At 73.7% G+C, this 13593-nt stretch carries 11 protein-coding genes and 2 pseudogenes; 3 read left to right on the forward strand and 10 right to left on the reverse strand.

The features are described from left to right. Nucleotides 1-66: 66 nt before the first annotated feature. The 3 genes from ABZ479_RS12050 to ABZ479_RS12060 form a co-directional block, all read right to left on the reverse strand. The gene (locus ABZ479_RS12050; protein ID WP_500461487.1) at nucleotides 67-864 is read right to left on the reverse strand and encodes a sugar phosphate isomerase/epimerase family protein; all 798 of its coding nucleotides are present in this window, start codon (nucleotides 862-864) and stop codon (nucleotides 67-69) included. A 10-nt stretch (nucleotides 865-874) separates the two neighbouring features. Further along, nucleotides 875-1789 (reverse strand): bifunctional helix-turn-helix transcriptional regulator/GNAT family N-acetyltransferase, encoded by a 915-nt coding sequence (locus ABZ479_RS12055; RefSeq protein WP_500461488.1) that lies wholly within the window; start codon nucleotides 1787-1789, stop codon nucleotides 875-877. 112 nt (nucleotides 1790-1901) lie between these two features. Beyond that, complete coding sequence (locus ABZ479_RS12060; RefSeq protein WP_500461489.1) at nucleotides 1902-3008, reverse strand: LacI family DNA-binding transcriptional regulator; 1107 nt, start codon at nucleotides 3006-3008, stop codon at nucleotides 1902-1904. 651 nt (nucleotides 3009-3659) lie between these two features. On the opposite strand from ABZ479_RS12060, the gene ABZ479_RS12065 reads away from it, so the two are divergent. Genes ABZ479_RS12065 through ABZ479_RS12075 form a run of 3 tightly spaced genes read left to right on the forward strand, consistent with a single transcriptional unit; the run spans nucleotide 3660 to nucleotide 6876 of the window. After that, a complete protein-coding gene (locus ABZ479_RS12065) occupies nucleotides 3660-4817 on the forward strand; it encodes a Gfo/Idh/MocA family protein (RefSeq protein ID WP_500461490.1) in 1158 nt (385 codons plus the stop codon). Next, nucleotides 4814-6019, forward strand: a complete 1206-nt coding sequence (locus tag ABZ479_RS12070) for a dihydrodipicolinate synthase family protein (RefSeq protein ID WP_500461491.1) — start codon at nucleotides 4814-4816, stop codon at nucleotides 6017-6019. The genes ABZ479_RS12065 and ABZ479_RS12070 overlap by 4 nt, the downstream gene beginning before the upstream one ends. A 2-nt stretch (nucleotides 6020-6021) precedes the next feature. Beyond that, a complete protein-coding gene (locus ABZ479_RS12075) occupies nucleotides 6022-6876 on the forward strand; it encodes a sugar phosphate isomerase/epimerase family protein (RefSeq protein WP_500461492.1) in 855 nt (284 codons plus the stop codon). A gap of 243 nt (nucleotides 6877-7119) precedes the next feature. Here ABZ479_RS12075 and ABZ479_RS12080 read toward each other — a convergent pair whose 3' ends face one another. From ABZ479_RS12080 to ABZ479_RS12110, 7 genes and pseudogenes are all read right to left on the reverse strand, one after another. Beyond that, nucleotides 7120-7563: a DUF937 domain-containing protein gene (locus tag ABZ479_RS12080; protein WP_500461493.1), complete on the reverse strand. Its 444-nt coding sequence runs from the start codon at nucleotides 7561-7563 to the stop codon at nucleotides 7120-7122. 75 nt (nucleotides 7564-7638) lie between these two features. Continuing rightward, nucleotides 7639-8028 carry a D-ribose pyranase gene (gene rbsD / locus ABZ479_RS12085; RefSeq protein WP_499599096.1) on the reverse strand — a complete coding sequence of 130 codons (390 nt, stop codon included), beginning with the start codon at nucleotides 8026-8028 and terminating at the stop codon, nucleotides 7639-7641. Continuing rightward, on the reverse strand, nucleotides 8025-8927 hold the full coding sequence (gene rbsK, locus ABZ479_RS12090; RefSeq protein ID WP_500461494.1) for a ribokinase: 903 nt from the start codon (nucleotides 8925-8927) through the stop codon (nucleotides 8025-8027). Before rbsK ends, rbsD begins: the two co-directional genes overlap by 4 nt. 41 nt (nucleotides 8928-8968) lie before the next feature. Continuing rightward, nucleotides 8969-9808, reverse strand: a pseudogene (locus tag ABZ479_RS12095) (D-ribose ABC transporter substrate-binding protein); the annotation flags it as partial. A gap of 156 nt (nucleotides 9809-9964) precedes the next feature. Beyond that, a pseudogene (locus tag ABZ479_RS12100) lies at nucleotides 9965-10936 on the reverse strand (ABC transporter permease); the annotation flags it as partial. Then, complete coding sequence (locus ABZ479_RS12105; protein ID WP_500461518.1) at nucleotides 10926-12446, reverse strand: sugar ABC transporter ATP-binding protein; 1521 nt, start codon at nucleotides 12444-12446, stop codon at nucleotides 10926-10928. The gene ABZ479_RS12105 and the pseudogene ABZ479_RS12100, both read right to left, overlap by 11 nt. 26 nt (nucleotides 12447-12472) lie before the next feature. Next, nucleotides 12473-13486: a LacI family DNA-binding transcriptional regulator gene (locus ABZ479_RS12110; protein WP_500461495.1), complete on the reverse strand. Its 1014-nt coding sequence runs from the start codon at nucleotides 13484-13486 to the stop codon at nucleotides 12473-12475. Nucleotides 13487-13593 lie beyond the last annotated feature (107 nt).

Below are 13593 nucleotides of genomic sequence, written 5' to 3' on the forward strand. Positions count from 1 at the left end.
TGCTTAAGGGTACGGGTGCCCGGGGCCGGGCGCGGGCGTCGGGGCCGGAGGCGGGCTCAAGCGGGCTCAGGCGGACTCGCCGAGCAGCCGCAGCAGGTGCGAACGCCCCCGCGACAGCAGCTCCGGCAGCGCCCGCACCTGCGGGTACCAGCGCTTCTCGTACTCCCAGCACAGCCAGCCGTCCCAGTCCGCCCGGCTGAGCACCTCCACCGTGCCGGCCAGCGGCAGCGCCCCGTGGCCGAGCGGCAGCGGGGTGGTGTCCGCCGCCGAGGAGACGTCCTTGACCTGTACGTAGCCCAGGTAGGGGGCGAGCACCGGATAGGTGTGCTCGGGCTGCTCGCCGCCCAGCCACGGGTGCATCACGTCCCAGAGCGCGCCCGCGTGGTGATGGCCCACCAGCCCCAGGATCCGTGCCACGTCCGCGCCGGTCCGGTGTGAGTCGTGGGTCTCCACCAGGACGCGCACGCCCACGTCCGCCGCCTCCGGGGCGACCGCGGCCAGCCGGCGGGCCGCCCTGGTGTCGGCGGCGTCCCTGTCGTCCTCGCCGGCGCCGGGGAACACCCGTACGTAGGAGGCGCCGAGGTCGGCGGCGAGGCGTACGTGGTCGCGCAGCCCGCGCAGCGCGGGGGCGTCCTCGCCCGGAGCGGCCACCTGCACGTAGGAGGCGACCGCCAGGACCGCGACGCCGGAGCCGCGGAACTCCCCTGCCACGTCGGCACGCTGCCGTTCCGTCAGACCGCTGTGCACCGGCTCCTCGTGACCCGCCCGCAGCTCCACGCCGTGGTAGCCGTGCTCCGCGGCGAGCCGGACCACGTCCGGCACGGGGAGCCCCGGCACGCCGAGGGTCGAGAACGCGAGCTTCACTTTTCGGACGTTACAGCACCAGTCGCCAGTCCTGCCCGACGAGATCGCGGCCGTAGCTGCGGTGTGGCTTCTGCCCGACGAGTTCGAAACCGGCCGCCTCGTAGATGCGCCGGGCGGAGACCAGGACGTCGTTCGTCCACAGCACCAGCTCGCGGTGGCCTGCCGCGCGGGCGTGCGCGACGCAGGCCTCGACCAGCCGGCGGCCGATGCCGTGGCCCCGGGCGGCCGGGTCCACCAGGAGCAGGCGCAGCCGTGCCGTGCCGGGTGCGTCGTCGCGTACGCAGAAGACGCACCCGGCGCGCTCACCGTCGAGTTCGGCGATCCAGGCCCGCTCGTGGCCGTCCGCGACGATCCGGGCGACGAGGGTCTCGTACTCGGCGTTCCAGCCGTACTCCTCGGCGTAGACCTCCGCGTTGCGCTGGACCACCCAGCCGAGGTCGCCGGGGCGCGGCTCCCGCAGCCGGACCCGGGCCGCGGCGGGGGACCGGGTGTCGTCGGCGTCGGCGCCGAGGACGTCTCGTACGGTGCGCATGGCCTCGGTGAGGCGGTCGCGGTCGTGCGGGGCGAGCCCGCCGACCAGGGACCCGACCGCCTCCCGCGACCGTTCCTCCAGGAGCCGGGCGGCCTCGCGGCCGTCGGGCGTCAGCTCCACGCGCTGCCGCCTGGCGTCCTGCGGTGACGGCGCGCGGGTCAGCAGGCCCCGTTCCCCGAAGGCCGCCAGCATCCGGCTGAGCTGGCCGGCGTCCACGGACAGGGCCGTGCGCAGGTCGGCGGCGTCCAGCCCGCCGTCGGGGGCGTGGGCGAGTTCGTAGAGGACGCGGGCCTCGGTGAGGGTGTACGGGGTGTGCAGGTGGCGGCTGTAGTCGAGCGCGCCGATGAGGTTGGTGTAGAAGCGGTTGAACGCCCGGATCTCCTGGACGGTCACGGCGGTCCTCCCGGAAATTCTTTGACTGGGTCAAAGGTAATCCGACCCGGGTGGTCCTGCACAGGTATCGGCCCCCGGTACGGGCGCGCGCGCCGGGGCGCTCCCGCGGCCGCTACGCGACCTTCCGCGGCGCCGCCGTCGACGCCCGCACCATCAGTTCCGTCCGCACGGTCGCCAGCCCGCCGGGAGGCGGTGCCTGCCGGCCCATGACGAGGCGTCCCGCGCGGGCGCCCGCCTCCTGCAGCGGTATGCGGACCGTCGTGAGCGCGGGGACGGCGTCCACGCTGAAGGGCAGGTCGTCGAAGCCGGCGACCGAGACGTCCTCGGGGATGCGCAGCCCGCGCTCGCGCAACGCCGCGCAGACGCCGAGCGCCACCGTGTCGTTGGCGGCGACGACGGCCGTGAGCCCCGGTTCGCGGCGCAGCAGCTCCAGCGCGGCGTCGTAACCGGAGGAGCGGTCGTAGTAGCCGTGCACGGTGAGGCGGTCGAGTTCGGCGGGGGAGCCCGCGAGTCCGGCCTCGGCCAGGGCGGTGCGGTGGCCCTCCAGGCGGTGCCGGGTGGTGCTGCGCTCGGCGGGGCCCGCGACGTAGCCGATCGCGCGGTGGCCGAGGCCCAGCAGGTGCTCGGTCAGGCGCTGCGCGCCGCCGCGGTTGTCGAAGGCGACGGTCATCACGGAGTCCGCGGCGGGCCCGGCCAGGCCGGCGAGCTCGGGCAGGGGCGGGCGGCCGCACAGCACGATCCGGGTGCCGGAGGCGGCGAGCCGGGCGAGGCGGCCGGCCACGGCGGCGCTGTGGCCGGTGCCCTCCACGGCGCCGCCGGTGAGGACCACGCCGGCGGCGCGCTGCCGTTCCAGCAGGGTGAGGTAGTTGAGCTCGGCCTCGGGGGAGCCCCCGGTGTTGCAGACCACGGCGAGCTTCCCGGCACCCGCGGGCGGCCCCGACGGCTGTTCGGCGCCGCCGCAGATCTCACTCTGCACCGCGCTGGCCATGAGCCCGAAGAAGGGGTCGGCGACGTCGTTGACCAGGACGCCGACCAGGTCGGAGGTGGCGGCGGCCAGGGCGCGGGCGTGCCCGTTCACGACGTAGTCGAGGTCGTCGACGGCCCGCAGCACCCGCTCGCGCGTGCTGCCCGCGACCGGGTAGTTGCCGTTCAGGACGCGCGAGACGGTCGCGGCGGACACTCCGGCGCGCGCCGCCACGTCGGCGAGGGTCACTGCCATCTCGTCTGTTTCCTCCGGGTCGGTCATCCCCGGGCCCTCCGCCCGTAGCGGCACATGTTCTCACCTCGGGGGCCGCCGGGGGAGCGGAGTCGCGGGGCACCTTGCCGGGGGTCCCGCACCGCGGTGGGGTGACGATCTCGGCAAGCGCTTTCTGTAAACGTTTCAGAGGCTGTGGCGTGCCGTGGCCGTCGTCGGCGGAGCCCGCCGCGGAGCCGGTTGCGGGGTCCCCGGTGGCCCCGCGGCGGCCGTGGTCCGGTGCCGTGTCCGGGGTCGTCGCGGGAGGTCCGTCGCGCCGCGTCCGGCCGGTCGCGCCGAACACCCCCACGACGGGCGGCGCGTCGGGACCCGGGGCGCCGGAGCCCGGGCGCACGGGCGCGCCACCGCGGGCGCACGCCGACGGCATCCGGTGTCGCCGGGCGTGCGGGCCGGCCGCCGTGCGGGCAACCGCCCCGGGGTGCCGGGACGCGAATGCGACGCGCCGGGGACATCGCCGACCCGCGTCCGGACCGATGACCCCACGTCAGACGGGGGACGTGTGGCCGCTCTTCGCCGTGTCCCCTCTTGTCGGGGGTGTCCGGCAGCCGTTAGCGTGAACAGAGGGAAAGCGCTTACTGCCACCGCCCGGAGATCCACGGGAGAGGGGAACCCCACGTGACACGCAGGACCGTGCGGATCGCCATGAACGGCGTCACCGGACGAATGGGCCACCGTCAGCACCTCGTCCGCTCGATCCTCGCCCTGCGCGAGCAGGGCGGACTCGACCTCGGTGACGGCACGGTGCTGTGGCCGGAGCCCGTCCTCGTCGGCCGCCGCGAGCAGGCGCTGCGCGCCCTCGCCGAACGCCACGGCCTGGACCCCGCCCTGGTCTCCACCGACCTGGACGCCGTGCTCGCCGACCCCGCCACCGAGATCTACTTCGACGCCCAGGTCACCGCCGCCCGCGAGGAGGCGATCACCAAGGCGATCGCCGCCGGCAAGCACATCTACACCGAGAAGCCCACCGCGACCGGCCTGGACGGGGCGCTGCGGCTGGCCCGCCTCGCCACAGAGGCCGGAGTGCGCCACGGCGTCGTCCAGGACAAGCTCTTCCTCCCGGGGCTGCTCAAGCTCCGGCGGCTGATCGACGGCGGCTTCTTCGGGCGGATCCTCTCCGTCCGCGGCGAGTTCGGCTACTGGGTCTTCGAGGGCGACTGGCAGCCGGCACAGCGCCCCTCGTGGAACTACCGCGCCGCGGACGGCGGCGGCATCGTCGCGGACATGTTCCCGCACTGGGAGTACGTCCTCCACGAGCTGTTCGGCCGGGTGCTCTCCGTGCAGGCGCTCGCCACCACGCACGTCCCGCAGCGCTGGGACGAGCAGCGCAAGCCCTACGACGCCACGGCCGACGACGCCGCCTACGGGATCTTCGAGCTCGAGGGCGGCGTGGTCGCCCAGATCAACTCCTCCTGGGCCGTGCGCGTCAACCGCGACGAACTGGTGGAGTTCCAGGTCGACGGCACCGAGGGCTCGGCCGTCGCGGGGCTGCGCGACTGCCGGGTCCAGCACCGGTCCACCACCCCCAGGCCGGTCTGGAACCCCGACCTGCCCGCCACCGAGGTCTTCCGCGACCAGTGGCAGGAGCTGCCGGACAACGGGGAGTTCGAGAACGGCTTCAAGGCCCAGTGGGAACTGTTCCTGCGCCACGTCCACCTCGGCGAGCCCTACACCCGGGACCTGCTGGCCGGTGCCCGCGGTGTGCAGCTCGCCGAACTGGGCCTGCGTTCCTCCGCCGAGGGCCGCCGGTTCGACGTACCGGAGCTGACGCTGTGACACTCCTCCACCTACCCACCGAATCGGGCGAGTTGTCCGCGTACCGGCCGCGCACCGAGCCCGCCGCCCACGCCGTGGCTCCCACGACGCCGGACGAGCCGCGCAGGCGCGTCGTCTATGCGGCGGCCCACGTCGTCGCCGACCCCTTCCGCACCGCGGCCGACCGGCCCGCCGCGCTGGACTGGGAGGCCACGCTGGCCTTCCGCCGCCACCTGTGGTCGCACGGACTGGGCGTCGCCGAGGCCATGGACACCGCCCAGCGCGGCATGGGCCTGGACTGGGCCGGGGCCGCCGAACTGATCCGCCGTTCGTCCGCCGAGGCCCGTGCCGAGGGCGGCCGCATCGTCTGCGGCGTGGGTACCGACCAGCTGTCGCCCACCGGGTCCGGCCACCCCCACGGCCTCTCCGGCATCCGGGCCGCCTACGAGGAGCAGTTCGCCGTCGTCGAGGACGCGGGCTCGCGGGCCGTGCTCATGGCCTCGCGCGCGCTGGCCGCCGTCGCCAAGGGCCCCGACGACTACCTGGAGGTCTACGGCCACCTCCTGCGCCAGGCGGCCGGGCCCGTCGTGCTGCACTGGCTGGGCCCGATGTTCGACCCCGCGCTGGAGGGCTACTGGGGCAGCACGGACCTGGACGCCGCCACCGCCACCCTCCTCGAGGTGATCGCCGCCCACCCCGGCAAGGTCGACGGCGTCAAGATCTCCCTGCTCGACGCCGGGCGCGAGGTCGAGTTGCGCCGCCGCCTCCCCGCCGGCGTGCGCTGCTACACCGGCGACGACTTCCACTACCCCGAACTGATCGCCGGCGACGAACGGGGCTTCAGCCACGCCCTGCTCGGCGTCTTCGACCCGCTCGCGCCGCTCGCCGCGCGGGCCCTCCGCCTGCTGGACGACGAGTGGGGCGGCGGCGGCCCCCGCGAAGCCCGCGGCGCCGCGGGCTTCCGGGCGCTGCTCGACCCCACCGTCGAGCTCTCCCGCCATCTCTTCGGCGCCCCGACCCGGCACTACAAGACGGGCGTCGTCCTCCTGGCCTGGCTGGCAGGCCACCAGTCGCACTTCACGATGGTCGGTGGTCTCCACTCGGCACGCTCCCTCCCCCATCTGGCCCGCGCCTACGAACTGGCCGACCGGATCGGACTCTTCCCCGACCCGGTGCTCGCCGCCTCGCGCGTGCGCCGGCTTCTCTCCGTGTACGGAGTGTGACATTGCGTACTGACAATCGGCCCTCCGGGGACCTCGCGCGGCTCAGCGTCAACCAGGAGACCGTGCGGCAACTGCCGCTCCCCGAACTGGTCGAGGGGCTGGTGACGCTCGGTGTCCCCGGCGTCGGACTGTGGCGCGGCCCGGTCCGCGCGTACGGCGTCGAGGCCGCGGCGAAGCTGGTGCGCGCGGCCGGGCTCACGGTCACCACGCTCTGCCGCGGGGGCTTCTTCACCGCCTCCGACCCGGACGAGCGCGCCGCCGCCCTCGCCGACAACCGGGCGGCGGTCGACGAGGCGGCGGCCCTGGGCACCGGCACCCTCGTCCTGGTCTCCGGTGGCCTTCCCGCCGGCGACCGCGATCTCGCCGGTGCCCGTGAACGCGTCGCCGACGCGGTCGCCGGGCTCGCCCCGTACGCGGAGGACCGCGGGGTGCGGCTGGCGATCGAGCCGCTGCACCCGATGTACGCCTCCGACCGCTGTGTGGTCTCGACCCTCGCCCAGGCCCTCGGCATCGCCGAACACTTCCCCGCGCGGCAGGTCGGCGTCGTCGTGGACACCTACCACCTGTGGTGGGACGACCGGGCGCCCCAGGACATCGCACGGGCAGGCGCCGGCGGCCGGATCGCCGCGTTCCAGCTCGCCGACTGGGTCACCCCGCTCCCGGAGGGCGTGCTCCTGGGCCGCGGCCAGCTCGGGGACGGCTGCATCGACCTCCGAGGCTTCCGAGAGCTGGTGGACGCGGCCGGCTACACGGGAGCGGTCGAGGTGGAGATCTTCAACCCCGCGCTGTGGGCCCGGGACGGGGCCGGGGTACTGGCCGAGACGGCCGACAGGTACCGCCGCCACGTGCTCGGGTGAATCCCTGAAAACTTTTTCCGGCAGCCGTACAACCATCCCCGGGGCCGGTGTGTCTACGTACCGTCAAGACCCAGAGGGGGGCCTCACACGGGTCTTGAGTGGGGGAGAGCGTGACGCCCGGAGGGGGCTCGGGGCATCGCGCAGAGGGAGGGGAACGCCAAAGGGGTCCGGCCGAGCCGGACCCCTTTCGCCATGTCCGCCCGGTCGTCCGGGACCCGCCCGGCCCGCGCGCCCCGCCGCCGCTCAGCGCTTCTCGCGGGCCCGCCGGGCCAGCACGGCCGCCATCACGGGGATCACCGTCTGCAGCGCCGCCGTGACCGTCTCGACCGGGAGCCCGGTCCGTTTGGCCACCGCGCGCGCCGCCGGCCCGGCGACCTTCGCCAGTACGGCCGCGAGCACCCCGCGGCCCGGTTCCGCCCCCGTACCGCCCTGCACCCCGGCGAAGCCGACGACGGCCGCCGGCAGCGGCTCGGGCTCGTTCGCGGCCTGTTCCATGGCCTGACACAGCTCGGCGGTGCCGCCGGGCGTCACCGCGTCGTCGGTCAGCACCCCGGTGATCGAGGCCACCGCGCTCCCCACGACCTGCTGCGCCTGGTCGGCGTCGGTCCCGAGCAGCTCGGTGATCTCCCGGAGCCGGTCGTCCCCCAGCTCCTCCAGCACCTCGTCCTTCAGCGGTCGGTCGCTCATGGTCGGGACGCTACGCGCGATCCGCCCGCCCGGCCCGCCGACCGCAGCCGGACGGATGTACGCCCCGCGTACGGCCTAGAAGGGCACGCCGCAGCGCAGGATGACGTTGGCGTACGGCCGGGACTCGCCGGTGCGGACGACGAGGCGGGCCTGCCGGGTGCGGGCCTTGAACTCCTCGTGCGGGACCAGCTCCAGGTCGGGGAAGGCCCCGTCGAGCCGGGCCGTCACCTCGGGATTGTGCTCGCGGACCTCCTTGGCCGCGATCGCGCCCTCCACCACCAGCTCCTCCAGCAGTCCGTCGAGGACCTCGGAGAAGGACGGGGTGCCGGCCCGGAACGCGAGGTCGACGACGATCGGCCCGGGAGGGATGGGGAGCCCCGCGTCGCAGACCACGACCAGGTCGGTGTGGCCGAGCACGGCGAGGGCGCCCGCGAGGTGGCGGTTGAGGATTCCGGACTTCTTCACAGCTGACCCACTTCTTCGAGGGTGGGGAAGGATTCCTGCGCACCCGGCTTCGTGACGGCGGCGGCGCCCACCCGCACCGCGAACCGCACGGCGGTCACCAGGTCGTCGCCCGCGCCGAGCCGCCAGGCCAGCGCCCCCGTGAAGGAGTCGCCGGCGCCGGTGGTGTCGACGGCGGACACGCGCGGGCTGGGTATGCGCACGGTGCCGTCCGCCGTCGCGGCGAGCGCGCCCGCCGCGCCGAGCGTGACGACCACGGAGCGCGGGCCGAGCGCGAGCAGCCCCGCCGCCCACGCCTCGGGGGTGTCCCCGGCCCCGGCGCCGAGCAGGACGCGTGCCTCGTGCTCGTTGACCACGATGGGGTCGCAGCCGGCGAGCACCTCATGCGGCAGCGCGGCGGGGGGCGAGGGGTTCAGCACGACCCGCGTGCCGGCCGCCGTGGCCGTCGCCACGGCGGCGGCCACGGACTCCAGGGGGATCTCCAGTTGCAGCGAGATCACCTTGGCGGCGGCCAGCAGCTCGCGCGCCCCGGCCACGTCCGCCGCAATGAGCCGGGCGTTGGCGCCCGGCGACACCACGATGCTGTTGTCGCCCGAGGGGTCCACGGTGATCAGCGCGACGCCCGTGGGGGCGCCGCCGCTCAGGACACCGGTGGTGTCGACGCCGGCCGATCTCAGCGAGCCGGTGAGCAGCCGCCCGTGGGCGTCGTCGCCGACCCGCGCGAGGAGCGCCGTGCGCGCGCCCAGGCGGGCCGCGGCGACGGCCTGGTTGGCCCCCTTGCCACCCGGGTGGGTGGCGAGGTCCGAGCCGAGGACCGTCTCGCCCGCCGCGGGGCGGCGGTCGACGTGGATCACCAGGTCGGCGTTGGCCGACCCTACGACCACCAGGTCGTAGCCGTGCATCTGCGTGTCCCTTCGGGGTCCAGCCGTACCGGTGCGGCCTGTCAGGAGGAGAAGTCGGCGACGTTCTTCTCGGTGACGACCTTGACCGGAACCTTCACCAGGCTGCCGAGCTTCTCGCCCTTGGCGGCCTTCACCGCGTTCTGCACGGCCAGCTTGCCGAGCTCCTTCGGCTGCTGGGCGACGGACGCCGTGAGGGTGCCGGCCTTGACCGCGGTCAGGCCGTCGGGGGTGCCGTCGAAGCCGACGACCTTGACCGACTTGCCGGCCTTGTCGCCGAGCGCCTTGATGGCGCCGAGGGCCATCTCGTCGTTCTGCGCGAAGACGCCGGTGACGTCGGAGTGGGCCTGCAGCAGGTTGGTCATGACGTCCAGGCCCTTGGTGCGGTCGAAGTCGGCGGCCTGCTCGGCCACGACCTTGATGCCCGGGTAGGCCTTGATGCCCTCGTCGAAGCCCTGGCCGCGCTCGTTGGCCGCGGAGGTGCCCGCGGTGCCCTGGAGGACGACCACGGTGCCCTTGCCGCCCAGCGACTCGGCCAGGGTCTTCGCGGCGAGCCGGCCGCCCTCGACGTTGTCGGAGGCGACGGTGGTGGCGAGCTCGGCGTTGTTGACGCCGCGGTCGGCCGCGACGACGGGGATGCCGGCCTTGTTGGCGGCCTTGACGGAGGGACCGGCCGCGTCGGAGTCGACCGGGTTGACGACGATCGACTTCACGTTCTGGCTGGTGAAGTTCTGCAGCTGGTTGGCCTGCTGCGACGCGTCGTTCTGCGCGTCGGTGACGGTCAGGTCCACGCCCTCCTTCTTCGCCTCGGCCTGCGCGCCCTCCTTCAGCTGCACGAAGAACGGGTTGTTGAGGGTGGAGACCGACAGGCCCACCTTGATATCGGAGGACGAGCCGGAGCCGGAGTTGCAGGCGGTCGCGGTGAGCGCGAGGGCGGCGACGGCGACGGTGGTGGCGGAGATGAGCTTGGTGCGCATGAGGGTTCCTTGCTGGTGCGGTGCGGAGAAGAAGAGGGGGTCCGGGGTGCGCGCGGCGCGTCAGGCGCGGCGGCGCAGGGTGTCGAGCAGGACGGCCAGCGCGATGACCGCGCCGATGACGACCTGCTGCCAGAAGGCGGAGACCGAGAGGAGGTTGAGGCCGTTGCGGAGGACGGCGAGGATCAGCGCGCCGATCAGGGTGCCGGACGCCTTGCCGACGCCGCCGGAGAGGCTGGCGCCGCCGATGACGACCGCCGCGATGGCGTCCAGCTCGTAGCCGTACGCGGCCTGCGGCTGCGCCGAGGCGAGACGGGAGGCGAGCACGATGCCCGCGACCGCGGCGAAGAGGCCGGACAGCGCGTAGATGATGATCTTCTGGCGCTTGACCCGGATGCCGGAGAGGCGGGCCGCCTCCTCGTTGCCGCCGATCGCGTACATGGCGCGGCCCATGTAGGTGCGGCCGAGGATGATCGCCGTGGCGGCGCCCGCGACGATCATCACCAGGACCGGTACGGGCAGCCAGCCGCCGATGGTGTCGCCCAGGTGGGAGACGGAGTCGGGGAACGCGATGGGGCTGCCCTGGGAGATGACCAGGGTGAGGCCGCGGCCGATCGACAGCATCGCGAGGGTCGCGATGAACGGCGGCAGCTTGCCGAAGGAGATCAGCAGGCCGCTCAGCAGGCCGCTGGCGACACCGGTGGCGACGGACAGCACGACCGCCAGCCACACCGGCAGGCCGGCCGAACTCGCGCTCCAGGCCAGCACCGTCGCGGAGAGCGCCGCGACCGAGCCCACCGACAGGTCGATGCCGGCCGCGACGATCACAAAGGTGGAGCCGAAGGCGAGGATGGCGACGACCGCCGCCTGGACGCCGACGTTGAGCAGGTTCTGCGTGGACAGGAAGTCGCCCGACAGGAACGACAGTGCCACGAGCAGGACGACCAGGGCGCTGAGCGCGCCGTTGTTGAGGAGCACACGGCGTGCCGCGGCGACGCCGCCCGTGTCCGTACTGCTTTTGAGCGTGTCAGTGGCCACGGGAGCCCTCCACATCCTTCGTTGCTGTTGCGTTGCCGCCCTCGGCGGGCGCTGTGCCGACGGCCAGGGCCATGACAGAGTCCTGGGTGGCCTCGTGCGCGGGGAGTTCGCCGGCGATCCGGCCCTGGGACATCACCAGGACGCGGTCGCTCATGCCCAGCACCTCGGGGAGGTCGCTGGAGATCATCAGCACCGCGTGGCCGGAGGCCGTGAGTTCGTTGATGAGCTGGTAGATCTCGACCTTGGCGCCGACGTCGATGCCCCGGGTCGGTTCGTCGAGGATGAGCACCTTGGTGTCGGCCAGCAGCCACTTGCCGATGACGACCTTCTGCTGGTTGCCGCCCGACAGGGTGCGCACGTGCTGGTGGAGCCCGGCCATGCGGACCTTGAGCTGCCCGGAGATCCGGTCCGCCGCCTTGCGCTGCCCGGCCCGGTCGACGAACCCGGCGCGGGTCGCGCGCCCGAGGGTGACCAGGCCCAGGTTCTCCTGGATGGTGGCGTCCAGCACCAGGCCCTGGCCCTTGCGGTCCTCGGGCACCAGGCCGATGCCCGCGTCCATGGCGGCGTTGACGTCGTGGCGGCGCAGCCGCTTGCCCAGCACCTCGACCGTTCCGGAGTCGTACGGGTCAGCGCCGAAGACCGCGCGGACGACCTCGGTGCGTCCGGCGCCGACGAGGCCCGCCAGGCCCACGACCTCGCCGGCCCGCACCTCGAAGCTCACGTCGTGGAAGACGCCGCCCCGGGTGAGGCCCTCGACCCGCAGCAGGGGCGCGCCCGCTTCGGCGCGCTCGCGCGGGTACTGCTGCTCGATGCTGCGGCCGACCATCAGCCGGACCAGTTCGTCCTCGGGGGTGCTCGCGGGCACCTGGGCGACGCTGCGGCCGTCGCGCAGGACGGTGACGCGGTCGCCGAGGGCGGCGATCTCCTCCAGGTGGTGGGTGATGAAGACGATGCCGACGCCGTCCTCGCGCAGCTTGCGCACGATCCGGAAGAGCTTGTCGACCTCCTCGCTGGTGAGGACCGCGGTCGGCTCGTCCATGATCAGGACGCGCGCCTCCAGGCTGAGTGCCTTGGCGATCTCCACCATCTGCAGGCGGGCGATGCCCAGTTCGGAGACCGGGGTGCGCGGGTCGACGTCCACGCCGACCCGGGCCAGCAGGGCCGCGGCGTCCGCGTTCATCTGCTTGCGGTTCACCAGGCCCAGACGGCGCGGCTGGCGGCCCAGGAAGATGTTCTCGGCGACGCTCAGCGCCGGGACGAGGTTGAACTCCTGGTAGATGGTCGTGATGCCCAGCTTCTCGGCGTCCTGCGCACCGTGGATGCGCACCTCGTCGCCGTCGACGAGGATCCGGCCCCCGTCGGGACGGTTAGCGCCGGAGAGCATCTTGATCAGGGTGCTCTTGCCCGCGCCGTTCTCGCCGAGCAGGACGTGCACCTCGCCTCCGCGCAGGTCGAAGTCGACGCCGTCGAGGGCCACCACACCGGGGAACACCTTGCGGACGCCCTCCATGCGGAGGAGCTCGGGGCTGCTCGTGCTCAACGGGGGCTCCCTTCGGACGCGCCGCAGGAGCGGCGGACTACGAGACGGGCGGAGACGGTGACCGACGGCGCCGGCCTGCCCTCCACGCGGTCGATCAGCGAGCGCACGGCCGCGCGGCCGAGTTCGCCCGTGGGCTGGGCGATGGCGGTGATCGGCGGATCGGTGTGGAGGAACCACGGGATGTCGTCGAAGGCGGCGAGCGCGATGTCCTCGGGCACGCGCAGGCCGCGGGCGCGGATCTCGTCCATGGCGCCGAGCGCCATGAGGTTGTCCGCTGCGAAGACCACGTCGGGCGGGACCGGCAGGTCGAGGAAACGGGCGACGGCCCGGCGGCCGCTGTCGGCCTGGAAGTCGCCCTGCCCGACGTACTCGTCGGGCAGCGGCAGGCCGAAGGCGGCCAGCGCCTCGCGGAAGGCCTGCACACGCTCGCGGCCCGTGGTGGTCGCGGCGGGGCCCGCGATGATCGCCAGCCGCCGGTGGCCCAGGCCGTGGAGGTGGGCGACCAGGTCGCGCACCGCGTCGCAGCCGTCGGTGCGGACCACCGGGACGTCGTTGCCTATGCCGGGGATCCAGCGGTCGACGAAGACCATCGGGGTGCCGGAGCGCACCGCGTCCAGGATCAGCGGGGAACCGCCGTCGGTGGGACTGACCAGCAGTCCGTCGATGCGTCGGTCCAGCAGCGTGCGGATGTGGTGGTCCTGCTGCTCCGGCCGCTCGTCGGCGTTGCCGATGATCACGCTGTAGCCCAGCGCCCTGGCCTCGTCCTCCACGGAGCGGGCGAGCTCGGTGAAGAAGGGGTTCAGCACGTCGCTGATGACCAGGCCGAGGGTCCGGGTCTGGTCGGTGCGCAGGGAGCGCGCCACCGCGTTGGGCCGGTAGCCGAGTTCGGCCACGGCCTCCAGCACCCGGGTGCGGGTGCCCGGGCGGACCGCCGGGTGGTCGTTGAGCACGCGGGAGACCGTCGCGACGGAGACACCGGCGCGTGATGCCACGTCCTTGATGCTCGCCACCCGTCCCACCTCCTCGTGGAATCGATTACAAAGAGGATTGGAATCGATTACATGCTTCGAGGCAAGAGCACGAAACCGGATCGTTACATTCCGGGAGGCGATCGGGG

It is taken from the genome of Streptomyces sp. NPDC005722, from assembly GCF_040630935.1.
Taxonomy (GTDB): Bacteria; Actinomycetota; Actinomycetes; order Streptomycetales; family Streptomycetaceae; genus Actinacidiphila.